This is a genomic window from Methylohalobius crimeensis 10Ki (assembly GCF_000421465.1).
Classification (GTDB): Bacteria; Pseudomonadota; Gammaproteobacteria; order Methylococcales; family Methylothermaceae; genus Methylohalobius; species Methylohalobius crimeensis.
In genome coordinates this window covers 221434-244107 of sequence record NZ_ATXB01000001.1, presented here as the reverse complement: position 1 = coordinate 244107, position 22674 = coordinate 221434, and the positions used below count along the sequence as shown (strand labels likewise).

Genomic DNA, 22674 nt, shown 5'->3' with positions numbered 1-22674 from the left:
TAATTTCCGCTCAATGTGCCTTTATTCCGACTCGGATTCCGCCGCCGGCGCTTCGGCGGTTTCTTCCGGGGCTTCCACGAATTCGTCTTCCGCCGCCACCAACTCCGCCTGGCTGGCTTTGCCTTCCAGAATGGACGTGGCTGCGGCGCGGCAATACAGCTGAATGGCGCGAATGGAGTCGTCGTTACCGGGAATGATGTAATCGACCCCGGCGGGATTATTGTTGGTGTCCACCACGCCGACGATGGGGATGCCCAGTCTCCGCGCCTCCTTGACCGCGATGTGCTCCTGGCCCACGTCGAGCACGAACATTACGTCCGGCAGGCTGTCCATGTCCTTGATCCCGCCCAAGCTGCGTTCCAGCTTTTCCAGTTCGCGCATCAACTGCAGGGCTTCCTTCTTGCTGAAGCGCTGCAGGGTGCCGTCGTCGCGCATCGCCTCCAGGTCCTTGAGACGCTTGACCGAATGCCGGATCGTCTTGAAATTGGTCAGGGTACCGCCCAGCCAGCGATAATTGACGTAGGGCATGCCGCAGCGCGCGGCTTCTTCTCGCACCGCGTTGCGCGCGGTTCGTTTGGTCCCCACGAACAAGACGGTCCCCCGGTTGGCGGCGGTCTGTTCCAGAAAATGCAACCCCTCCCGCAACAGGGGCAGGGTTTCTTCCAGATTCACGATGTGGATTTTGCTGCGCACCCCGAAGATGTAGGGGGCCATTTTGGGATTCCAGTAACGGGTCTGATGCCCGAAGTGTACGCCGGCTTCCAACAGCTCGCGCATGCTAACATTCGCCATGGTGTATTGCTCCTTAAAAGGTAGGGTTGGGCCTCCACCTATCCCATCCGGACACCCGCACCAAGGGAACGGGCACCCTACCGGATGTGTCGATAGGTGTGTGGATTGCTGCTAAAATAGCAATGCTTTATACCATAATTGGCCGTTGTCAGACAATGGCCTGAACCGTCGAGAACAAGTTATCCGAATGAGACAGGAATACCAACGTCGCACGCGTCAGGGCATTCCCCTGAAAACCCCCGCGGAGGTGGAAGCCATGCGCACGGCCGGGCGCTTGGCCGCGGAAGTATTGGACATGATCGAGCCCCACGTCCAGGCCGGCGTCACCACCGAAAAACTGGACCGGCTCTGCCACGACTACATCGTCGAGATTCAACAAGCGATTCCCGCCCCCTTGAACTACAAGGGGTTTCCCAAATCCATTTGCACTTCCGTCAACCATCAGGTCTGTCACGGCATCCCCGCAAACAAGCGGCTCAAAAACGGCGATATCGTCAATATCGACATCACCGTCATCAAGGACGGCTTTCACGGGGACACCAGCAAGATGTTCCTGGTGGGAGAGCCCTCCATCAAGGCCAAACGTTTGGTCAAAACGGCCCAGGAAGCCATGTACCGGGCCATCCGAGAGGTTCGACCGGGGGTGGACCTGGGGCAGATCGGCCACGTCATTCAAAAATACGCCGAAGCTCAAGGCTATTCGGTGGTGCGCGAGTTCTGCGGCCACGGCATCGGCCTCGGCTTCCACGAGGAACCCCAGGTGCTTCATTACGGCAAACCCGAAACCGGGATCATCCTGGAGTCGGGAATGACCTTCACCATCGAGCCCATGATCAACGCGGGCAAACGCCAAGTGAAGATGCTGCCCGACGGTTGGACCGTGGTCACCAAGGACCGCAGCTTGTCGGCTCAGTGGGAGCATACCCTCCTGGTCACGGACGATGGCTTCGAAGTTTTGACCCTGCGGGAGGAAGAGGACTTCCCCCGCACTTCGGCCGAACCGGACTGATCCCTTGCTTTCCCACGTTCGCCCCTACAAGGCCTCCCTGCAAGCCTTTCACGCCGAACTGGAACGCCGCTTCCACGCCGGCGCGCCGGTCGTCGATCTGCTGCGGGCGCGGGCCCATTTCATCGACGCCCTGCTTAGGGAATGCTGGCAGCAGCATCTGGGCAATGCGTCGGAACAAGCGGCGTTGGCGGCGGTGGGCGGCTACGGTCGGCGGGAACTGCATCCTCACTCCGACATCGACCTTTTGGTGCTGGTGCCGAACGCCATGCCGCCGGCCCTGGAAACCGGTCTTTCGGGGTTGTTCACCTTCCTTTGGGACATCGGTCTCAAGCCGGGGCACAGCGTACGCACCGTGACTCAGTGCGAAGAAGAGGCGGCCAAGGACCAAACCGTGGTCACCAATCTCATGGATGCGCGCCGAGTCGCCGGCAATTCGGCCTTGTTCGGCGCCATGGAGGCACGCATCGGCCCGGATCGGATCTGGCCATCCGGCGCCTTTTTTCAAGCCAAACTCGACGAACAGGCGGCGCGCTACGCCAAATACCACGACACCGCCTACAACCTCGAACCCAACCTCAAGGAAGGGCCCGGCGGCATCCGCGACATCCAGACCATCGCCTGGGTGGTCAAGCGCCACTTCAGCGCCACCACCCTGCACGAACTGGTGGACCAAGGCTACCTGACCGAAGACGAATACGCCGAGCTGGAGCACGACCTCAATATGCTCTGGCGGATACGCTTCGCGCTCCACCTGACCGCGGAGCGTTGCGAGGACCGGATTCTGTTCGACTATCAGCGCACCCTGGCCGAATGGTGCGGCTATCGGGGGGAAGGCAACGCCCCGGTGGAAACCTTCATGCAATCCTATTTCCGCACCGCCCAAAGCGTTCAACGGCTGGGGGAAATGCTACTTCAACTGCTCGAGGAAATCCTGTGCCCGGACTTCCGCAGCGAACCCCGCACTTTGGACGAGCATTTTCAAGTGGTCAACGGCCACCTGGAAATCCGCCACCCGCAAGTATTCGCCGAATATCCCCTCGGGCTGCTGGAGATTTTTCTGCGCCTGCAGCAACACGCCGAGCTCAAAGGCGTCCGCGCCCACACCATCCGCGCCATTCGCCAGAACCTTCACCGCATCGACCAAGACTTTCGCGGCGATCCCCGCGCCTGCCGCCTGTTTCTGGAGATTCTACGCCAGCCCAGCGGGATCACCCACCAATTCCGCCGCATGAATCGGTACGGCATCCTCGCCGCCTATTTGCCCGAATTCGCGCGCATCGTGGGGAGAATGCAGTACGACCTGTTCCATGCCTACACCGTGGACGAGCACATCCTGTTCGTGGTCCGCAATCTGCGTCGCCTCGCCCTCCCCCAATATCGCCAGGAACTGCCCCTGGCCACCGATATTTTCCCCTTGGTCGCCAAACCGGAACTGCTGTATCTCGCCGGTCTTTACCACGACATGGGCAAGGGCCAGGGCGGCGATCACTCAATCATCGGGGAACGCCTGGTGCGCGACTTCTGCCGCCGCCACGGCCTTCCCGAGCACGACATCCGCCTGGTGGCCTGGCTGGTGCGTAATCACCTGGTCATGTCGCTCACCGCCCAACGCAAGGATATCAGCGATCCGGGGGTGATCCGCGAATTCGCCCTCAAGGTGGGCGGCGAGGAACGGCTCAATCATCTCTATCTCTTGACCGTCGCCGATATCCGCGGCACCAATCCCAGCCTCTGGAACGCCTGGCGCGACTCCCTGCTGCGAGAACTCTACCTGGCCACCCGCGATCAGCTCCGCTACGGCCTGGAAAGCCCCGATACCGAGGAACGCATCGCCGAAGCCCAACGCGACGCCCGCGACCTGCTGTTGCGTCTGGGGATGAACGATACCGACGTGGAACGGGTATGGCGCCATTTCAGCGGCAGCTATTTCCTTCGCTGCCAACCGGAGGAATGCGCTTGGCAAACTCTGGCCATCGCCGAGACGCCCGACGAAGACCTGCCGCTGGTGCTCCTTCGGCCCAAAACCCAGCATGGCAGTGCCGAAGTGTTCGTGTACATGCACGACCGCGACGGGATTTTCGCCCAAACCGCCGCGTTGTTGGATCAATTGGAATTGACGGTGCTGGCGGCGCGATTGGAAATCACCGGGGACGGCTATGTGATCAACAGCTTTCTGGTACTGGAAGGAGACGGCCAGCCGATCCGGGACCTGGCGCGGGAACAGCAGATATCCTCCCGCATCCGGCACTGCCTGAAAGATCCCCAGCCCCCTCATTTCACCATTGACAGACGCCCCAACCGGCGCCTAAAGCATTTCTCCATTCCGACCCAGGTGCACTTTCTTCGCGACCCCAAGCACCGCCACACGGTGGTCGAACTGATCGCCGCCGACCGCCCCGGCCTTCTGGCCCGGGTGGGGGAAGTTTTCGAACAGCAGCAACTCGGTCTCCACGAAGCGCGAATCGCCACCCTCGGCAATCGCGCCGAAGACATTTTCTTTCTCACCGATCACGCCGGCCGGCCGCTGATCAGCGAGGAGCGTCGGGAGGCATTGGCGCAAGCCTTGAAGGAGGCCATCCGCTAGGTTCTGGTTGACATTTACAGCCGGTTCAAAACTTCGATATACCATACAAGCGACGAGGCATGACATCAGCTTCACCCCCTCTCCGTCCGGGAATGTCTCAAATAGAGTCCCTTCTCCCGCTGGCGGGAGAAGGCTAGGATGAGGGTGGTTCGAAATAAAGGCATTTTCCTAATGAATTCCACCCTCACCCCGACCCCGCCAGCGGGAGAGGGAGATAATGGCATTCGCGCGATTACCTTGCCCCCCACACGCACTTTATACGCTCTTTGGGAACCGGAGAGAACGTTTTGGGACCGTTCGCGGGAAGGGGTTAATAATGACTGCGGATGAATTGCTTCAGTGCCAACAGATCCGCTTGCAGCGGATCGGCATAGCGCAAACCGATCCGGTACTCGTCACGGGCGATCCGACGCACAAAAACCACTCGACATCGTATATTCAAGGAAGTTTGATCGGGACAACAAATCAACTCCAATTCCAAGAGCCTGCCCGAGTCGTTTAGGCAGTTGGCGCCCGGCGCCAGGCATTCGCTTCCCCGGGCCGTACATTGGATCTGGGCGCCGCCCTCGGACAGATCCCGAACCCGAACCGGCACGGCGTCTCCTCCGCCGGCCGGCAACGCCTCACCCGGCAAATCCACAACAACCCGAATGCCACCTCTCCGCTCCATGCCTCATACCCCGCGCCATCCTTCCCAATAGGGGATAGGATGCAGGCGTTCCACGAGAAAATCCAGGAAAGTTCGCACCTTGGCGGAGAGATGACGGCGGTGGGGATAAACCGCGTAAATATCCATGGCGGGCAGCTCATGATCCTGGAGTACCGCTTCCAAGCGGCCCTTGCTTAAATCCTGGCCGACGATGTAAGTCGGCAGCACCACCAAACCGGCGCCATGAATGGCCGCCAGGCGCAGTGGGTCGGCGGTGTTGGCCTGCAGGGTGCCGGAGACGCGGATCGTGCTCACCTCGCCGTCCGGGCCGGTGAACCGCCATTGGTCGTGGGGCTCGAATCCCCAGTTGACCAGACAATTATGGGAACGCAGATCCTGCGGCTCCCGGGGCCGCCCGTGTTTTTCGAAATAGTCGGGAGCGCCGCATACCACCCGCGGCGAACTGGCCAGCTTACGCGCGATGAGACTGGAGTCGGGCAATTCCCCGAGACGAATCGCCAAATCCAGTCCTTCGGCCACCACATCCACCACGCCCCCGCGGATGTCTATATCCACCCGCACTTTGGGGTATTGCTGCATATAGGCGGCGACGGTGGGGGCGAGGTGGAACGTGCCGAAAAACGGGGGCGTGGAGATCCGGAGCAGGCCTTGCGGTTCGGTATGGAGCTGGGCGACCGACAACTCGGTCTCCTCGATATCCTCGAGAATCTGCAAACAACGCTCCAGGTAGGCCACCCCGGCTTCGGTCAGGCTGATCCGGCGAGTGGTCCGATTCAGCAGGCGCACCCCCAGGGAGTTTTCCAAATACATCACGTGTTTGGTCGCCATCGCGCGGGAAACTCCCAATTCCTTGGCCGCGGCGGCAAAACTGCCGCTCTGGGCCACCCGGGCGAAGACCCTCATGCTCGTCAGTTTATCCATGAATTTCCTATTGGCGTTCCGGCTCGGAGCCCTGCGGGGCGGCATACACCTGCAGGGCGAGTTTCAAATCCTCCCATGCCTGGCGCTTGGCTCCCGGGTTGCGGAGCAAGTAGGCGGGATGGTAGATCACCGCCAAGGGGATCGCTTCATAGCGGTGGACTTTACCCCGCAGCCTGGAGAGCGACGCCCCGGTCCGCAGCAGACTCTGGGCCGAGATCCTGCCCACCGCCAGAATGATTTTCGGCTTCACCAGGGCGATCTGGCGTTTCAGAAAGGGCTCGCAAGCCGCCACCTCCTCCGGCTTGGGGTCGCGGTTGCCGGGCGGGCGGCTCTTGAGGATATTGGTGATATACACTTGCTCGCGGCTCAGTTGCATGGCTCTGAGCATTTCATTCAACAGCTGACCGGCACGGCCCACGAAAGGCTCGCCCTTGAGGTCTTCCTGCTCCCCCGGCGCCTCTCCGATCAGCATCCAATCGGCCCGTCGATCGCCTACCCCCAATACCGCTTGGGTACGGGTCCGATAGAGGGGGCAGGCGGTACACGCGGACACTTCCCGTTCCAGCTGTTCCCATTCCTCCTCCGAAGAGGTCTCCACGGCCTTTTCGGCCGGCGCCGCCGAGATCTGCGGACGGCGCAGAGCCCACGGCTGAACCCCCATCGCCAGCAGGTAGTGCAACCGGATCGGATCCACCGCCTCAGACATCCGCCACTTGCGGATGCTTGCGCCCGGCGCTACTGAGCAGTTTATCGACCGCATTGAGATAGGCTTTGGCCGAGGCGATCACGATATCGGTGTCCGCCCCCAGACCGTTGACGATACGCCCGCCGCGCTCCAAGCGCACGGTCACCTCGCCCTGGGCATCGGTGCCGGTGGTGATGCTGTTGACCGAATACAGAAGCAAGGAAGCGCCGGTGGCGAGCAAGGACTCGATCGCCTTCAAGGTGGCGTCCACCACCCCGCTTCCTTCCGACTCGCTGGTCTTTTCCTCGCCATCCACCTTCAACACCACTTGCGCCCGGGGCGTCTCGCCGGTGTCGGAACACACATGCAACGCGATCAATTTGACCCGTTCCGCCTCGGATTCGTAGATCTGCTCGGAAATCAGCGCCTGGAGATCCTCTTCGAAAATCTCGTGCTTCTTGTCCGCCAAGTCCTTGAACCGGGCGAACGCCTCGTTGAGCGCTTCCTCGGCCTCGAATTCGATCCCCAACTCCCGCATCCGCGTCCGAAACGCGTTGCGTCCCGAATGCTTCCCAAGGACCATTCGGTTGGCGCTCCAGCCGACGTCTTCGGCGCGCATGATTTCATAGGTTTCGCGGCTTTTCAGCACGCCGTCCTGATGAATGCCCGACTCGTGGGCGAAGGCATTGGCGCCGACGATGGCCTTGTTGGGCTGCACCGGAAAACCGGTAATACTGGAAACCAATTTCGAACAAGGCACGATTTCCTGCGTGTTGATCCCGGTATCGCAAGGGAAGGCGTCCTGGCGCGTTTTGACCGCCATCACCACTTCCTCCAGCGCGGCGTTGCCGGCCCGCTCGCCCAAGCCGTTGATGGTACACTCCACCTGGCGCGCGCCGCTCATCACCGCGGCCAGGGAATTGGCCACCGCCAACCCCAAATCGTTGTGGCAATGCACCGAAAACACCGCCTTGTCGGCATTGGGGATGCGCTCGCGCAGGCGGCCGATCATTGCGCCGAAAGCCGGGGGAAGGCTGTAACCCACGGTGTCGGGAATATTGATGGTGGTGGCCCCGGCGGCGATCACCGCCTCGATGATCCGACACAGGAAATCCTCTTCGCTGCGACCGGCGTCCTCGGGCGAGAACTCCACGTCGTCGGTATACCGGCGCGCCCGTTGCACCGCCGCCACCGCCCGCTCCACCACCTGGTCGGGCGTCATGCGCAACTTGTGCTCCATATGAATGGGCGAAGTGGCGATGAAGGTATGGATGCGGGAACGCCGGGCCACTGCCAGGGCCTCGCCGGCACGGTCGATATCGGTATCCAGGGCGCGGGCCAAACCGCATACGGCGCTCTCGCCAACCGCCTGGGAGACGGCTTTGACCGCGTCGAAATCTCCGCCGCTGGCGGCGGGGAACCCGGCCTCGATCACATCCACCCGGAGGCGCTCCAGCGCCTTGGCAATACGGATTTTCTCTTCCCGGTTCATGGAAGCGCCGGGACTTTGCTCGCCGTCGCGGAGGGTGGTATCGAAAATGATGAGCTTGTCTTGCATGGTTGATGCTCCTTTCAGGTGTCGCGCATATTTCGGGGAAAATAAAAAAGAGATTTCCGATATTGCCCCTAGCGGGGCAGTCGCACCCGAAGGAAAGCGCGGCTCAGGGCCGGTCCCCAAACCTGATACTCATCGACCGAACGCGCTCCCGCAGCCGCGCTGCCGGAGGATTCCGGCCGCAAAGCATGCATTAAGACGGACATCACCCTAGACCTGGCGAAGCGATTATTCATCCAGTCAAATCAATCTGTTTAAAATTGTTGAATATACACCGACCCGCGCCAATATACCAAGCCGCCAATCCGCATATCATCCCGACGCGGCTACCGGTGACGTTTCTTCATCCGGCGCTGGCGCAGCCAGATCAATGTCAACAGGGGGCCGGAAACGGCATAGCCGGAGAAAATCAAAACCAACATCAGCTGCGGATTGGTGAACACCACGGCAAAACCCAGCATGATCAAAATAATGACCACAAAGGGCACGCGTCCGCGGATGTCGATATCCTTAAAGCTGTAATAGCGGAAATTACTCACCATCAACAAGGCGGCGACGGTAGTCATCACCACCGCCACATAGCGCATGGCCTCTCCTTGCAGACCGTAGTTCTCCCCCAACCAAATCATACCGGCGACCATCGCCGCCGCCGATGGACTGGGCAATCCCTGGAAATAGCGCTTGTCCTCGACCCCGATCTGGGTGTTGAATCGGGCCAGCCGCAAAGCGGCCGCGGCGGCATAGACGAAGGAGGCAAACCAGCCCAGTTTGGCTAGAAAGGAAAGCGACCATAAGTACATGATCAAGGCCGGCGCCAAACCGAACGAGACCATGTCGGACAAGCTGTCGTATTCCCCCCCGAAAGCGGTTTGGGTATGGGTCAAGCGCGCCACCCGGCCGTCCAAGCCGTCCAACACCATGGCGGCGAAAATGGAAAAGGCGGCCCTGTCGAACTGACCGTTCATCGATGCGGTCACCGCATAGAAACCGCAAAACAGGCAGCCGGTGGTGAACAGGTTGGGCAGCAGATAAATGCCGCGCGGACGCTTTCGGGGCGGAGTAGTAACCATGGCCGACGAGGAATCTTAGTTCTTTTCCTGATCCACCAATTTATTGGCCTTGATCCACGGCATCATTTCCCGCAGTCGCCCCCCCACTTCTTCAATGGCATGCTCACGGCTCAGGCGACGCTTGGCCTTGAGCGTCGGGCAATTGGCCTGGTTTTCCAGGATAAATTCGCGCGCGAATTCGCCCGATTGAATTTCCTTGAGAATTTTGCGCATCTCCGTCTTGGAAGACTCGTCGACCACTCGCGGTCCCCGGGTCAAGTCGCCGTATTCGGCGGTGTTGGAAATGGAGTAGCGCATGTTGGCGATCCCGCCTTCGTACATCAGATCCACGATCAGCTTGAGTTCGTGGAGACACTCGAAATACGCCATTTCAGGCGCGTAACCGGCTTCCACCAGGGTTTCGAAACCCGCCTGCACCAAGGCGGTGGCGCCGCCGCACAGCACCGCCTGCTCGCCGAACAAATCGGTTTCGGTCTCTTCCCGGAAGGTGGTTTCGATGATCCCGGCGCGGCCGCCGCCGTTGGCGGAGGCGTAGGACAGGGCGATGGACTTGGCCTGCCCGGATGCGTCCCGGTCGATCGCGATCAGCGACGGCACCCCGCCGTTCTGGGTATAGGTGGAACGCACCAGGTGGCCGGGCCCCTTGGGCGCGATCATGATGACGTCCAGATCGGCGCGGGGCTCGATTTGCTGGAAATGGATATTGAAGCCGTGGGCGAAAGCCAGCGCGGCCCCTTGCTTGATATTCGGCTCGATCTCATTTTGATAGAGCGCCGGTTGATGCTCGTCCGGCGCCAGCACCATCACCACATCCGCGCCTTGAACCGCTTCCGCCACCGGCTTGACGCTCAGGCCGGCTTTTTCCGCCTTGCCCCAGGAACTCGACCCGGGACGCAAGCCGACGGTCACGTCCACGCCGGAATCCTTCAGGTTGTTGGCATGGGCGTGCCCCTGGGAACCGTAACCGATGATGGTCACTTGGCGGGAACGAATGATGGAAAGGTCAGCGTCTTTGTCGTAATAAACCTGCATGGATTCCCTCTTTACAAAAGATGAATAACAGTCACAAGATGATTGTCGGCGTTGTTGGCATCCAACTCGTCCGGCGCGTCGCCAAAATCGAACGCCCCGTCATTTCAAAGGTGTAAACCGCGTTCGCCGCGCAATATGCCGGTCGGCCCCGAGCGGACCACCTCGAGGATCTGGCCCGGGGCCAGGTTGGTCAGGAAGGCGTCCAGCTTGGCGCCGTCGCCGGTCATTTCGATCACATAGGCGGAAGCGGCCACATCGATGATGCGGCCCCGGAAAATATCCACCAAGCGCTTGACCTCCTCCCGGTCCGGGCCTTTCGCGCGAACCTTGATCATCATCAATTCGCGCTCGATGTGGTTGGCCTCGGAAATATCCATCAGCTTGATCACGTCGATCAGCTTGTTGAGCTGCTTGGTGATCTGTTCGATGATCCGCTCGTCGCCGCGGGTGACGATGGTCATGCGCGACACGGACGGCTCCTCGGTGGGGGCCACCGTAAGGGCTTCGATATTGTATCCGCGGGCCGAGAACAAACCGGACACCCGCGACAAGGCGCCGGCTTCGTTTTCCAGCAAAATCGAAATGATATGACGCATCAAGCCAGCTCCCTGTCGGTCGTGATCCAAGGCGGCAAGCGCATTTGATGCTGCGCCTTGCCCGCTTCCACCATCGGATAGACGTTTTCGGTCCGGTCGGTGATGCAATCCAGAAACACCAATCGATCTTTCATTTGGAAGGCCTCTTCCAGGGCCGGGCGCACGTCTTCCGGTTTTTCGATGCGCATTCCCACGTGGCCGTAGGCCTCGGCCAGCTTGACGAAATCCGGCAAGGTGTCCATATAGGAATGGGAGTAGCGGCTTTCGTAGCTGAACTCCTGCCACTGGCGCACCATCCCCATGTAGCGGTTGTTGAGATTGACGATCTTGATCGGCGCCTTGTACTGCAGCGCGGTGGACAGCTCCTGGATGCACATCTGGATACTGGCCTCGCCGGTCACGCAGACCACATCCTCCTCCGGAAATCCCAACTTGACACCGATCGCCGCCGGCATGCCGAAGCCCATGGTTCCCAAGCCACCGGAATTGATCCAATGCCGAGGCCGGTCGAACTTGTAGTATTGGGCCACCCACATCTGATGCTGACCCACGTCCGAAGTGACATAAGCCTTGCCGCGCGTGGCCTCCCACAACTGCTCGATCACGTATTGCGGCTTGATCAAGGGACTGTCCTGCTCGTAGCGCAGGCAATCGATGGCGCGCCAGTTCTCGATCTGCTCCCACCAAGCCGCCAGGGCGTCCGGATTCGGACGCTTTCCTGTGGACTTGAGCCGTTCGATCAACGCGGCCAGGACCGGTTTAACCTGTCCCACGATGGGAATGTCCACCGGTACGGTCTTGGCGATCGAGGCCGGGTCCACGTCGATGTGGATGATCTTGGCATAGGGACAGAATTCGTCCAGCTTGCCGGTCACCCGATCGTCGAAGCGGGCGCCGACGGCGATCAGCACGTCGCATTCGTGCATCGCCATGTTGGCCTCGAAGGTGCCGTGCATCCCCAGCATGCCCAAAAACTGGCGGTCGGCGCCCGGATAAGCGCCCAGCCCCATCAGGGTATTGGTGATGGGAAATCCGAGCCAGCGGGTGAGTTCGGTCAGTTCCGCCGCGGCCTCCCCCAAGATCACGCCGCCGCCGGTGTAGAGCATCGGCCGGCGGGCCTCCAGAATCAATTCGGCGGCTTTGCGGATCTGGCGCGGATTCCCTTGAATCTTGGGCCGATACGAACGCAGCGAGACATTGTCGGGATAATGATAGGGGATTTTGACGTTGGGATCGGTGACGTCCTTGGGAATATCCACCACCACCGGACCCGGACGCCCGGTGGTGGCGATATAAAAGGCTTTCTTGATGGTTTCGGCCAGTTGCCGGCGATCCTTGACCAAAAAATTGTGCTTCACGCACGGCAAAGTAATCCCTACCGTGTCGCACTCCTGGAAGGCATCGCTGCCGATCACCGGGGTTGCCACCTGGCCGGTGAGCACCACCAGCGGTATGGAGTCCATGTGGGCGGTGGCGATGCCGGTGATCAAATTGGTGGCGCCCGGCCCGGAAGTGGCCAGCACCACGCCGGGCTTGCCGGTGGCGCGGGCGTAGCCGTCGGCCATGTGGGCGGCGCCCTGCTCGTGACGTACCAGGACGTGCTTGACGTCTTCCTGACCGAACAGGGCGTCGTAAATATGCAATACCGCCCCGCCGGGATAGCCGAAAATGAATTCGACCCCTTCGTCCTTCAACGCCTGAATGACGATTTCCGCACCGCTCAACTCCACCTTATACCCCTAAAAACAATACCGTTTTTGCAGAGAAATAGTAGATTAAGTTAACGCAAATATCGTTTTACCGTCAAGGTGTTATGCGTCCATGCATCGTTCGCACGGAGGCATACCGCCCCGGCCTCATGAGCGGTCAAAGCCAAGATTCAAGGATCTTGCGCGGCGAATAATTTCGCCAAGGGCACATTCAGGACTTGTCTCAACGCGCCTTCCGCCTCCTCGAAAAGGGATCTCAGGGGCGATTGCATCTTCGCGGCGGACGGGAGAATATAGGCATCGCTGAGATAAAGATCCAACAAGGTGACCAAGTGCGGGTCGCAACGCAGCAACCACCCTCCCGCCTCGGCGCGCGCGACCCATCCGTTGCCCCGCAAAACGGCCAACACCTTGTCCAACTCCACCGGGCTGATCTCGGGCAAACGGTGCGCCAAGGCGGCCTCGTTCAACAGATCGGAATTCCGCTGGCCTTGCCAGAGACTCGCGAGCACCGTATAGGCCAACCCCAGATCACGCTCGGGGGTCACCGCTTCGGTGAGATGCCTGCCTCGACGAAAGGCATGGAGACAATAAACGAACTGGGCGCCGATCAAGGTCACCATCCACGACAAATAGATCCATACCAGAAAAATCGGCACCGCCGCCAGGGCACCGTAAATCGCCTCGTAAGTGGGAAACCGGGCGATATAAAAAGCAAATCCGGCCTTGGCGATTTCGAACATGGCCGCGCTCAGAAGCCCGCCCCACACCGCCAATTTGAGGATGACTTTGGTGTTGGGAACCAATTGATAAAGCAAGGTAAAGGCCACCGCTTCCAACAGAAACGGCAAAAGGTTCAGCAGACCGAATCCTTCGGCTTCCCCTTCTCCGGCGAAGTCGGCGACCCACTGGGAAGTGGCCGCGATGCCGGTGCCGATCAGAAGCGGCCCCAAAGTCAACACCGCCCAGTACACCAATAGACGGCGAGGCAGGGCGCGATAAGGCGGCGCGCGCCAGATTTCGTTGAGGGATTTTTCGATGGTGACCATCAGCATCAAGGCGGTGATGATCAGAAACACGACGCCGGGACCGGTCAGCTTTTTGGCCTTCTCGGCGAAGGTACGCATGTACTCCTCGATGGTCTCCTGGGCCGCCGGCACCAGGTTCTCGAACACCACGTTCAGGAGCTTGTCACTGACCTCGTTGAAAGCCGGAAAAGCGGCGAAAATCGCCAGCGACACCGCCAACAAGGGAACCAGCGCCAGCAGGGTAGTATAGGAAAGCGCCGCCGCGCTGTGGGTGCAGTGACTCTCCTCGAAGCGGCGCCAGAAATATTCCCAGAAAGCGCGCCCCCCTTCCCACCAGTCACGCAGTTTCATGGCATCCATACGATCTCCCCGGATTGGCCTGTCAACAAATCTTAACCGAACGGTCACGACGGCGTCATCTGAGCAAATTAGGGTACTCGTCTCGATCACGAGACAGACGGTGACCCTTATGCGCCTGATTCACTCCATACTGTATTATGATCAGCATCTGTTTGCCTGGTTCTTGCACCGCAAGCATTACGCCCGGCTCGTCGCCCTGAGCCGCTGGCTGTCCAAAACCGGCGACGGAATCTGGTACGTTGTCCTCGGTTTGGCGCTGTTCCGCTTGGAGCCGACCTACGGTCCGCTGTTTCTGGCCACGGGCGCGGCGGCCTTCGCCCTGGAGCGGCCGCTTTACTTCCTTCTCAAAAACAGCCTCAAGCGGGGGCGGCCGCAGACTCGGATCCCGGATTTCCGCAGCCACATCGTTCCTTCCGACGAATTCAGCTTTCCGTCCGGCCATACCTCGGCCGCTTTTCTCACCGCCTTGCTATGCGCTTATTTTTACCCGCCGACCGCGCCCTGGGTATTTCTGTGGGCGCCGGCGGTGGGCGTATCGCGGATTTTCCTCGGCGTCCACTATCCCGCCGACGTGGCGATCGGCGCCTTGATGGGCTGCGCATGCGCGCTTTTCGGAATCTGGGCGGTGGCGCTGTGAGGTTATTGTACGGCGTCCAAGGAACCGGCAACGGCCATTTGACCCGCGCCCGCGTCATGGCGCCGGCGCTGAAGTCCGCCGGGATAGAAGTCCAATATCTTTTCTCCAGCCGGCCGCGAGAACGCTTTTTCGATATGCAGGGCTTCGGGGATTGGTGGTGGCGCAAGGGGCTGACCTTCGTGACCCGCAACGGCCGGGTCAGTCTCCCCCGCACCTTGACCAAAGCGCCCGACTTGGCGCCCTTCATCCGCGATGTCGCCGACCTCGATCTGGAATCGTTCGACTTGGTGCTGACCGACTTCGAGCCGATCACCGCTTGGGCGGCCCGGCTTCGAGGCAAACCCCTCATCGGAATGGGACATCAATACGCTTTCCATTTCCCGATTCCCAAATCCCGCGGCGGCTTAATCGCACGGATGCTGATGCGCGGCTATGCGCCCGCACCCACGACGCTGGGGCTGCACTGGCATTCCTTCGGCCAGCCGATTCTTCCTCCCTTGGTGGAAAAGCCGCTGGCGGCACTCCCTGAACCGCGTACCATCCTGGTTTACCTGCCGTTCGAATCCCTAGCGACCGTCCGCGCCCTATTGCGCCGTTTTCCGGAATACCGGTTCCAGGTCTACTGCAGCGCCGTTAAGATGCCGAATCAATCCGGTCACATTCATTACCACCCTCTGTCGCGCCGGGGTTTCCTCAAGTCCCTGGCCACCTGCAACGGGGTTTTATGCAACGCCGGTTTCGAGTTGATCTCGGAAGCTTTGCAGGCGGGCAAAAAGATTCTGGTAAAGCCCCTCGCCGGCCAATGGGAGCAGCGCAGCAACGCCAAGGCATTAGCCGAGCTGGGTTGGGGAGAGTCGATGACCACCCTGGACGCCGACCGGGTGGCGGCCTGGCTGGACAAACCGGTGGCGATCAAAGTCGACTATCCCGATGTGGCCGGAGAAATCGCCGCTTGGCTCAAAAAGGGAGATTGGGCGGTCCGCCCGGAATGGACTCAATCCACCTGGGACCAAACGCATTGGGCGAAAGCCGAGGTACCGGAAGAAGGGGAAAACCGGTTTTCCGAGAACTGTTCGGGACTCAAGGCTGCCCGACACTAGAAAATCGCTCGCCAGGCGTTTGGCGAATGCGCTGCGCTTATCCACCCTGTCTTGGTTGGCTACCGCAAAAGTCTTTATGGTAGAATCTCAGCGTTTTTCCCTAAATTCCAAGAAGCGAGCAAAACGCCCATATGGCCAAAGAAGACGTCATCGAAATGGAAGGCACGGTGATCGAAACCCTGCCCAATACCATGTTCCGGGTCAAACTGGAAAACGGACATATCATTACCGCACATATTTCCGGCAAGATGCGCAAGCACTATATCCGCATTCTGACCGGAGATCGGGTCAAGGTGGAGATGACCCCCTATGACCTCAGCAAAGGCCGGATCACCTTCCGTCTCAAGTGATCCGGCGGCCCTTTCACGCCGGCGCCAGCGGCTTTCTTTCATCCACCGCGAATTTCAGTTCTCCATTCTGAACGTAGAACTTCACATGACCGCCTTCGGTCAAGCGACCGAATAGGAGATCCTCCGCCAGCGGCTTTTTAACATGCTCTTGAATCACGCGCGCCATGGGCCGCGCACCCATTTGCGGGTCGTAGCCGCGCTCGGCGAGCCATTCCCGCGCCTGCGGGGTCAGCTGCAAAGTGACGCCACGCTCCGCCAGCTGGGATTCCAACTCGAAAATAAACTTGTCCACCACTTGGCCGATGGTTTTGCGATCCAGGGAGCGAAACTGGACAATCGCGTCGAGCCGGTTTCGAAATTCGGGAGAGAACGTCTTTTCGATCGCCTTCATGCTGTCGGTCGTGTGGTCCTGGGGGGTGAAACCGATCGAGGCTCGGCTCGACTCCATAGCCCCGGCGTTGGTGGTCATCACCAGAATGATGTTGCGGAAATCCGCCTTGCGTCCGTTGTTATCGGTCAAAGTACCGTGGTCCATCACCTGCAATAGCAGATTGAACACGTCCGGATGGGCTTTCTCGATCTCGTCCAGCAACAGAACCGCATGGGGATGCTTGTTGACCTCCTCGGTCATCAACCCGCCCTGATCGTAACCCACGTAACCGGGGGGCGCGCCGATCAAGCGCGAGACGGTATGGCGCTCCATGTATTCGGACATATCGAAGCGGATCAATTCCACCCCCAGCAGTTTGGCCAGTTGCCGGGTGACCTCGGTTTTCCCCACCCCGGTGGGACCGGCCAGCAGAAAGGCGCCGATGGGCCTGTGCTCCGTGCGCAATCCCGCCCGGGCCAGCTTGATCGCCGAGGAAAGCGCCCCGATCGCCTCCGACTGTCCGTATACCAGCATCTGCAGATTTTTTTCCAAATCGCGCAGCTTCTCCTTGTCGCTGGCCGAAACCGTCTTGGGCGGGATGCGGGCGATCTTGGCGACGATGTACTCGATCTCCTCGGTATCCACCACGTCCTTGCGCTGATCCTCGGGCAACAGCCGCTGGCGCGCGCCGGCTTCGTCGATCACGTCAATGGCCTTGTCCGGCAAATGGCGGTCGGTGATGTAGCGTGCGGAAAGCTGCGACGCCGTTTGCAACGCCTGTTCACTGTATTTGACCGCGTGATGCTCTTCGAAGCGGGTCTTCAACCCCTTCAGAATTTCGAAAGTCTCGGCCACGCTCGGTTCATGCACGTCGATCTTCTGGAAACGGCGCGCCAAGGCCCGATCCTTCTCGAAAATGCCCCGGTATTCCTGGTAAGTGGTCGAGCCGATGCAGCGCAGTTCTCCGGAAGCCAGCACCGGCTTGATCAAGTTGGAAGCATCCATCACCCCGCCGGAAGCCGAGCCGGCGCCGATAATGGTATGAATTTCATCGATAAACAAGATCGACTCCGGTTGCCGCTTGAGCTGCGCCAAAAGCATTTTGAGGCGCTTCTCGAAGTCGCCGCGGTATTTGGTACCCGCCACCAGCGCTCCGAGATCGAGGGCATAAATCACCGCATCCTTGAGGACTTCGGGCACCTCCTCTTCGACCACCTTCTTGGCCAAGCCTTCGGCGATGGCGGTCTTGCCTACCCCGGCCTCGCCCACCAACAGCGGGTTGTTCTTGCGCCGCCGGCACAAGACTTGAACGGTTCGTTCGATCTCTCCTTCCCGGCCGATCAGCGGATCGATGCGGCCCGCCCGGGCGGCCTCGTTGAGATTGGTGGCGTACTTTTCCAGCGGGTCGACCGCATTGCCGGCGGGGGCCTCGTCACCGGGTTCGCCCATTTCCTGGGACGGGGCCTCCGGTTCGCTGTCTTCTTTGGTCTTGGAGATCCCGTGGGAGATGAAATTCACCACGTCGAGGCGGGTGATGTCTTGCCGATGAAGCAGATAAACCGCGTGCGAATCCTGCTCGCTGAAAATGGCCACCAGAATATTGGCGCCGCTGACTTCTTTTTTGCCCGAAGACTGAACCTGAAACACCGCCCGCTGCAAAACCCGTTGGAAGCCGAGGGTGGGCTGAGTTTCGCGATTCACCCCGGGCGCGAGCAGGGGCGTGGTCTCGTCCAGGAACTGGACCAACTCCCGGCGCAGTTGATCGAGGTTGCCGCCGCACGCCTTGAGCACCTCGACGGCGGAAGGGTTATCCAACATCGCCAACAAGAGGTGTTCCACGGTGATGTATTCGTGGCGCTTTTCGTGGGCGTATTTAAATGCCGCGTTGAGAGAGTGTTCCAGTTCTTTGCTCAGCATGACAAAACTCTTTATTGTTCAGTTAGGCTTCTTCCATCGTACATAACAACGGGTGCTGGTGGCGCCTCGCATATTCGTTAACCTGTTGCACCTTGGTTTCGGCCACGTCCCTGGAAAACAATCCGCATACGCCCACTCCCCGGGTATGCACATGCATCATGATGCGGGTGGCTTGCTCTTCGTTCATCACGAAAAACCGCATCAACACTTCGACGACGAAATCCATCGGCGTGAAATCGTCGTTGAGTAGAATTACTTTGTACAGCGGCGGCTTTTTGAGCTTGGGCCGGGTTTCCTGAACCGCCGTGCCGGACCCGCCTTCGTCGGTTTTTTCGTCATTATATTGCGACAAGACAGGCTCGCGAAATTTATTGAACGCCATGATTCACCTTACTCCATTTGACCGGATTCTTCCTTTCGGGTTCAGCTTTTGTTGGGACGCAAATAATTCAAATAGGATTCGGTCCGAAGGCCGGCACGTTTTTGCTGCATCGGCAAAATCCACATTTCATAAAGGGAAAAGATCCACATGAACACGAACGACATCGCCATCCCCGCCCCGCCGGCGATCACCAGCCAGGCAAAATGGGGCGACAATTTGGTCAGCCACCAGGAGGCGATGTCGGTCAACTGGAAAATGAACGGCATCGCCACCGCCAACCCTTTCAAATATTCGGACACCCCGGCCGCGAAACAAAAAATAATACCTACGAACATGAAAATGAAGGCGATGCCGAACAAGTGAATGTGCGACACGCGCACCAGTGACTGGATGGTGGCGCCGGTATCGGTCGCGGCGCGCTTCTTCACCGCCTCGAAGCGAGTAAAATCCGGCTGGGGAGAATCGGCGTTATGGCACATCACGCAGCGATTTTGAATAATGGGCCGGATGTTTTTTGCATAGGCGGCTTGGGAAGCCCCGTCGCGAACCCATTGGATAATTCGAAAACGCTCCTCGGGCGGGGCATAGGGCTCCATGGAGCCGTTGAGCATGGTTTCCAGCTTGGAGCCGGAACGATTGCCGTAGTAACTGTAAACGATATCCTGAATCGACAATCCGAACTTGCTGTCGGCCAGTCCATGGGTGAACAGAATCTGCAGCATGGCGATAAAGTACCCCATGGCGATGATGATCAGATAGGAGGTAAATAAGACTTTGACCGAAAACGGCAGATTCTTCAAATCGTAGGACATCGTACAATCTCGCTGGCGGTGAATTTACGGACGACTGAAAATCATTATTTTCCCCCGGCATCCGGTTTGGCAAGTACGAACGGAGGAAATCAAGTAAAATTAGCTATTGATTTTAGCGACAGAGATACAATGGTCTGGAAACCCAACGTAACCGTGGCCGCCGTGGTCGAACGGGACGGCCGTTATTTATTGGTCGAAGAGGAAATCGAAGGCCGCCGCGTCTGGAACCAACCCGCCGGTCATTTGGAGGAAGGCGAATCCTTGCTCCAGGCGGCGGCGCGGGAAGTCTTGGAGGAAACCGGCTGGCGGTTCGAACCGCGCACCCTGGTGGCGGTCCAATTGTATCGAGTACCCGACGCCGCATTGACCTTCCTGCGCTTTACCTTCACCGGCAAGCTTTACGCGCACGATCCGGACCGGCCGCTGGACGAGGGCATCATCGCCGCTCGCTGGCTGAGCCGGGCGGAAATCGAACACTGCCGGGATGAATTGCGCAGCCCCTTGGTCATGGAAGCCATCGCCGCCTACGAACAAGGCCAACGATTTCCCTTGGCAGCGCTACAGACATACCTATGAAAAAGCCGATTCACAACATCATCGTCGGAATGTCCGGGGGCGTGGACTCCTCGGTGACCGCCCTCAAGCTTCTGGAAGCCGGTTACCACGTCACCGGGCTGTTCATGAAAAACTGGGACGAGGACGACGGCACCGAATACTGCACCGCCCTGCGCGACCTGGAAGACGCCCAGAAGGTTTGCGACCGGCTCGGCATCGAGCTGTACACGGTGAATTTCGCCGCCGAATACTGGGACGCGGTGTTCAGTCACTTTCTCTCCGAATACCGCGCCGGCCGCACGCCGAATCCGGACATCCTGTGCAACAAGCACATCAAATTCAAGGCTTTCCTGGACTACGCCCTGGACCTGGGCTGTGATGCCATCGCCACCGGCCACTACACCCGGGTCCGGCAGCGTGACGACCGCTTCGAGCTTTTGCGCGGCCTCGACGCCAACAAGGACCAGAGTTATTTCCTCTACGCCATGGGCCAGGAAGCCCTGTCGCGCACCCTGTTCCCCATCGGTCATCTCGAGAAATCCGAGGTCCGCGCCATCGCCACCGCAGCCGGTTTCGCCAACCACGCCAAGAAGGACAGCACCGGCATCTGCTTCATCGGAGAGCGTAAATTCCGCGATTTCCTCCAACGCTACCTGCCGGCGCAACCCGGCCCCATCGAAACCCCAACCGGGGACGTCATCGGCGAACACGCCGGCTTGATGTACTACACCCTCGGCCAACGCCAGGGGCTCGGCATCGGCGGTCGCGCCGGCACGTCGGGTCGGCCTTGGTATGTGGTCGACAAGGATCTCAAGCGCAACGTGCTCATCGTCGGCCAAGGTCACGATCATCCCCGGCTGTTTCATGCGACGCTGGAGGCCGCGCAAATGGAATGGCTGGCCGGCGCCCCGCCGGCCGACGCCTTCCGCTGCACCGCCAAGATCCGCTACCGCCAGCCCGATCAGCCTTGCCGGGTGGAACGCATCGGCACCGACCGCTTCCGGGTCACCTTCGACCGTCCCCAACGTGCCATGACGCCGGGCCAGTCGGTGGTGTTCTACGCCGCCGAGGCGACCTTGGGCGGCGGCATTATCGAAACCATCGGCACGCCGGCTCCGACCGCATTTAAAACATCATCAACTCAAGAAGCTGTCCCATGCACGGAATAACCGCCATTTCTCCCATCGACGGTCGTTACGCCGACAAAAACGATCTGCTCCGTTCCATTTTTAGCGAATACGGCCTGATCCGCTATCGGGTCCAGGTGGAAGTGCGCTGGCTGGAGGCGCTGGCCGAAGAACCGGCAATTACCGAAGTCCCCGCCTTATCCCCCGATGCCAAGCGTTTTCTGGAAGAAATCAGCGCCAATTTCAACGAAACCGACGCCACCCGGATTAAAACCATCGAACGCACCACCAATCACGATGTCAAGGCGGTGGAATACTTCCTCAAGGAAAAGATCGCCGATCACCCCGAATTGGCCGCCGTGTCGGAATTCATCCACTTCGCCTGCACGTCCGAGGACATCAACAACCTGGCCTACGGGTTGATGCTCCGGGAAGGGCGCGAGCAAGCGCTTTTGCCCTTGCTCGACGAGGTGCTGGCGGAAATGACGGCGCTCGCCCATCGTACCGCGCCCCTGGCCATGCTGTCCCGCACCCACGGCCAGTCGGCCACGCCCACCACCCTGGGCAAGGAAATCGCCAACAGCGTGTATCGTCTCAAACGTCAACGCCGTCAATTGGCGGAAATCGAGCTCTTGGGCAAAATCAACGGCGCAGTGGGCAATTACAACGCCCACTGCCTCACTTATCCCGAAGTGGATTGGGAAGCCCTTTCCAGGCGCTTCGTGGAAGGATTGGGGCTCGCCTGGAATCCTTATACCACCCAGATCGAGCCCCACGATTATCTGGCCGAGCTATTCGACTGCCTGAGCCGAATAAGCACCGTTCTGATCGATTTCGATCGCGACGTGTGGGGATATATTTCCCTGGGCTACTTCCGGCAAAGAAGCGTTGCCGGGGAAGTGGGTTCCTCCACCATGCCCCACAAGATCAATCCCATCGATTTTGAAAACGCCGAGGGCAATCTCGGGATCGCCTGCGCGCTCGCCCGGCATTTCGCGGAAAAACTGCCCATCTCCCGCTGGCAACGGGACCTGACCGATTCCACCGTGCTGCGCAATATCGGAGCCGCGGTCGCCCATATCCGCATCGCCCTGCACAGCACCCTCAAGGGGATCGCCAAACTGGAGGTGGACGAGGCCCGCCTGACCGAGGACCTGGATGCCAATTGGGAAGTTTTGGCCGAGGCGATTCAAACGGTGATGCGCCGTTACGGCATCGAACAGCCCTACGAGAAGCTCAAGGAGCTGACTCGCGGCCACCGCATCGACGAGCAAGCGTTACAAGCTTTCATTGACGGCCTGGCCCTGCCGGACGAAGTCAAAACCCGACTCAAAACCCTGCGACCTTCGGGTTATCTCGGCCTGGCGCAAAAACTGGCGGAAAGCATTTAACCGTTTAATTATGTGACCCAGT

The 22674-nt window shown here is 59.7% G+C and carries 21 protein-coding genes; 8 read left to right on the top strand and 13 right to left on the bottom strand.

Annotated elements, in window-relative coordinates:
* Window positions 1–21: 21 nt before the first annotated feature.
* Entirely contained in the window at window positions 22–792 is a 771-nt protein-coding gene (gene rpsB, locus H035_RS0101230) for a 30S ribosomal protein S2 (protein WP_026596131.1), read from the bottom strand.
* Between the two features lie 181 nt (window positions 793–973).
* Here rpsB and map point away from each other — a divergent pair, with 181 nt between their 5' ends.
* Both map and glnD read left to right on the top strand, forming a co-directional pair.
* Entirely contained in the window at window positions 974–1801 is an 828-nt protein-coding gene (map, locus tag H035_RS0101225) for a type I methionyl aminopeptidase (protein WP_268741925.1), read from the top strand.
* 4 nt (window positions 1802–1805) lie between these two features.
* Entirely contained in the window at window positions 1806–4385 is a 2580-nt protein-coding gene (gene glnD, locus H035_RS17640) for a [protein-PII] uridylyltransferase (RefSeq protein WP_022947193.1), read from the top strand.
* Window positions 4386–4695: 310 nt separating this feature from the next.
* On the opposite strand, the gene H035_RS0101215 is transcribed toward glnD, so the two are convergent.
* From H035_RS0101215 to H035_RS17630, 9 genes are all read right to left on the bottom strand, one after another.
* Entirely contained in the window at window positions 4696–5055 is a 360-nt protein-coding gene (locus H035_RS0101215) for a PilZ domain-containing protein (RefSeq protein ID WP_084684786.1), read from the bottom strand.
* A 3-nt stretch (window positions 5056–5058) separates the two neighbouring features.
* Window positions 5059–5976: a LysR family transcriptional regulator gene (locus H035_RS0101210; protein WP_022947191.1), complete on the bottom strand. Its 918-nt coding sequence runs from the start codon at window positions 5974–5976 to the stop codon at window positions 5059–5061.
* A gap of 7 nt (window positions 5977–5983) precedes the next feature.
* Window positions 5984–6682, bottom strand: a complete 699-nt coding sequence (locus tag H035_RS17635) for a uracil-DNA glycosylase (RefSeq protein ID WP_022947190.1) — start codon at window positions 6680–6682, stop codon at window positions 5984–5986.
* The gene (locus H035_RS0101200) at window positions 6675–8219 is read right to left on the bottom strand and encodes a 2-isopropylmalate synthase (protein ID WP_022947189.1); all 1545 of its coding nucleotides are present in this window, start codon (window positions 8217–8219) and stop codon (window positions 6675–6677) included. The genes H035_RS17635 and H035_RS0101200 overlap by 8 nt, the downstream gene beginning before the upstream one ends.
* 323 nt (window positions 8220–8542) lie before the next feature.
* A complete protein-coding gene (pssA, locus tag H035_RS0101190; protein WP_022947187.1) occupies window positions 8543–9286 on the bottom strand; it encodes a CDP-diacylglycerol--serine O-phosphatidyltransferase in 744 nt (247 codons plus the stop codon).
* Between the two features lie 15 nt (window positions 9287–9301).
* The gene (gene ilvC / locus H035_RS0101185; protein WP_022947186.1) at window positions 9302–10318 is read right to left on the bottom strand and encodes a ketol-acid reductoisomerase; all 1017 of its coding nucleotides are present in this window, start codon (window positions 10316–10318) and stop codon (window positions 9302–9304) included.
* A 104-nt stretch (window positions 10319–10422) separates the two neighbouring features.
* The gene (gene ilvN, locus H035_RS0101180; RefSeq protein WP_022947185.1) at window positions 10423–10914 is read right to left on the bottom strand and encodes an acetolactate synthase small subunit; all 492 of its coding nucleotides are present in this window, start codon (window positions 10912–10914) and stop codon (window positions 10423–10425) included.
* Entirely contained in the window at window positions 10914–12644 is a 1731-nt protein-coding gene (locus H035_RS0101175; protein WP_022947184.1) for an acetolactate synthase 3 large subunit, read from the bottom strand. The genes ilvN and H035_RS0101175 overlap by 1 nt, the downstream gene beginning before the upstream one ends.
* A 149-nt stretch (window positions 12645–12793) precedes the next feature.
* Complete coding sequence (locus H035_RS17630; protein WP_161623985.1) at window positions 12794–14002, bottom strand: YihY family inner membrane protein; 1209 nt, start codon at window positions 14000–14002, stop codon at window positions 12794–12796.
* Between the two features lie 118 nt (window positions 14003–14120).
* Here H035_RS17630 and H035_RS0101165 point away from each other — a divergent pair, with 118 nt between their 5' ends.
* From H035_RS0101165 to infA, 3 genes are all read left to right on the top strand, one after another.
* The gene (locus H035_RS0101165; protein WP_022947182.1) at window positions 14121–14648 is read left to right on the top strand and encodes a phosphatase PAP2 family protein; all 528 of its coding nucleotides are present in this window, start codon (window positions 14121–14123) and stop codon (window positions 14646–14648) included.
* Window positions 14612–15748 (top strand): MJ1255/VC2487 family glycosyltransferase, encoded by a 1137-nt coding sequence (locus H035_RS0101160; protein ID WP_022947181.1) that lies wholly within the window; start codon window positions 14612–14614, stop codon window positions 15746–15748. Before H035_RS0101165 ends, H035_RS0101160 begins: the two co-directional genes overlap by 37 nt.
* Window positions 15749–15879: 131 nt before the next feature.
* On the top strand, window positions 15880–16098 hold the full coding sequence (gene infA / locus H035_RS0101155; protein ID WP_022947180.1) for a translation initiation factor IF-1: 219 nt from the start codon (window positions 15880–15882) through the stop codon (window positions 16096–16098).
* 13 nt (window positions 16099–16111) lie between these two features.
* On the opposite strand, the gene clpA is transcribed toward infA, so the two are convergent.
* From clpA to H035_RS17625, 3 genes are read right to left on the bottom strand one after another with little or no spacing between them, the layout of a single operon-like run.
* Window positions 16112–18385: an ATP-dependent Clp protease ATP-binding subunit ClpA gene (clpA, locus tag H035_RS0101150; protein WP_022947179.1), complete on the bottom strand. Its 2274-nt coding sequence runs from the start codon at window positions 18383–18385 to the stop codon at window positions 16112–16114.
* Window positions 18386–18407: 22 nt separating this feature from the next.
* Window positions 18408–18767 carry an ATP-dependent Clp protease adapter ClpS gene (gene clpS, locus H035_RS0101145; RefSeq protein WP_022947178.1) on the bottom strand — a complete coding sequence of 120 codons (360 nt, stop codon included), beginning with the start codon at window positions 18765–18767 and terminating at the stop codon, window positions 18408–18410.
* 41 nt (window positions 18768–18808) lie between these two features.
* A complete protein-coding gene (locus tag H035_RS17625) occupies window positions 18809–19579 on the bottom strand; it encodes a hypothetical protein (protein ID WP_022947177.1) in 771 nt (256 codons plus the stop codon).
* A 129-nt stretch (window positions 19580–19708) separates the two neighbouring features.
* Between H035_RS17625 and H035_RS0101135 the strand changes: the two genes are divergently transcribed.
* The 3 genes from H035_RS0101135 to purB are packed head-to-tail and all read left to right on the top strand — an operon-like array spanning window position 19709 to window position 22652.
* Window positions 19709–20155, top strand: a complete 447-nt coding sequence (locus H035_RS0101135) for an NUDIX hydrolase (protein WP_022947176.1) — start codon at window positions 19709–19711, stop codon at window positions 20153–20155.
* The gene (gene mnmA / locus H035_RS17620) at window positions 20152–21303 is read left to right on the top strand and encodes a tRNA 2-thiouridine(34) synthase MnmA (RefSeq protein WP_022947175.1); all 1152 of its coding nucleotides are present in this window, start codon (window positions 20152–20154) and stop codon (window positions 21301–21303) included. The genes H035_RS0101135 and mnmA overlap by 4 nt, the downstream gene beginning before the upstream one ends.
* A complete protein-coding gene (gene purB, locus H035_RS0101125; protein WP_022947174.1) occupies window positions 21291–22652 on the top strand; it encodes an adenylosuccinate lyase in 1362 nt (453 codons plus the stop codon). The genes mnmA and purB overlap by 13 nt, the downstream gene beginning before the upstream one ends.
* Window positions 22653–22674 lie beyond the last annotated feature (22 nt).

Coding starts and splice junctions, on each gene's coding strand:
- H035_RS17635 (WP_022947190.1), bottom strand. CDS start 6,682: ATGTCTGAGGCGGTGGATCCGATCCGGTTGCACTACCTGCTGGCGATG.
- infA (WP_022947180.1), top strand. CDS start 15,880: ATGGCCAAAGAAGACGTCATCGAAATGGAAGGCACGGTGATCGAAACC.
- clpA (WP_022947179.1), bottom strand. CDS start 18,385: ATGCTGAGCAAAGAACTGGAACACTCTCTCAACGCGGCATTTAAATAC.
- H035_RS0101210 (WP_022947191.1), bottom strand. CDS start 5,976: ATGGATAAACTGACGAGCATGAGGGTCTTCGCCCGGGTGGCCCAGAGC.
- purB (WP_022947174.1), top strand. CDS start 21,291: ATGCACGGAATAACCGCCATTTCTCCCATCGACGGTCGTTACGCCGAC.
- mnmA (WP_022947175.1), top strand. CDS start 20,152: ATGAAAAAGCCGATTCACAACATCATCGTCGGAATGTCCGGGGGCGTG.
- H035_RS0101165 (WP_022947182.1), top strand. CDS start 14,121: ATGCGCCTGATTCACTCCATACTGTATTATGATCAGCATCTGTTTGCC.
- H035_RS0101200 (WP_022947189.1), bottom strand. CDS start 8,219: ATGCAAGACAAGCTCATCATTTTCGATACCACCCTCCGCGACGGCGAG.
- H035_RS0101135 (WP_022947176.1), top strand. CDS start 19,709: ATGGTCTGGAAACCCAACGTAACCGTGGCCGCCGTGGTCGAACGGGAC.
- H035_RS17625 (WP_022947177.1), bottom strand. CDS start 19,579: ATGTCCTACGATTTGAAGAATCTGCCGTTTTCGGTCAAAGTCTTATTT.
- H035_RS0101160 (WP_022947181.1), top strand. CDS start 14,612: ATGCGCGCTTTTCGGAATCTGGGCGGTGGCGCTGTGAGGTTATTGTAC.
- H035_RS17630 (WP_161623985.1), bottom strand. CDS start 14,002: ATGAAACTGCGTGACTGGTGGGAAGGGGGGCGCGCTTTCTGGGAATAT.
- H035_RS0101215 (WP_084684786.1), bottom strand. CDS start 5,055: ATGGAGCGGAGAGGTGGCATTCGGGTTGTTGTGGATTTGCCGGGTGAG.
- clpS (WP_022947178.1), bottom strand. CDS start 18,767: ATGGCGTTCAATAAATTTCGCGAGCCTGTCTTGTCGCAATATAATGAC.
- pssA (WP_022947187.1), bottom strand. CDS start 9,286: ATGGTTACTACTCCGCCCCGAAAGCGTCCGCGCGGCATTTATCTGCTG.
- ilvC (WP_022947186.1), bottom strand. CDS start 10,318: ATGCAGGTTTATTACGACAAAGACGCTGACCTTTCCATCATTCGTTCC.
- ilvN (WP_022947185.1), bottom strand. CDS start 10,914: ATGCGTCATATCATTTCGATTTTGCTGGAAAACGAAGCCGGCGCCTTG.
- rpsB (WP_026596131.1), bottom strand. CDS start 792: ATGGCGAATGTTAGCATGCGCGAGCTGTTGGAAGCCGGCGTACACTTC.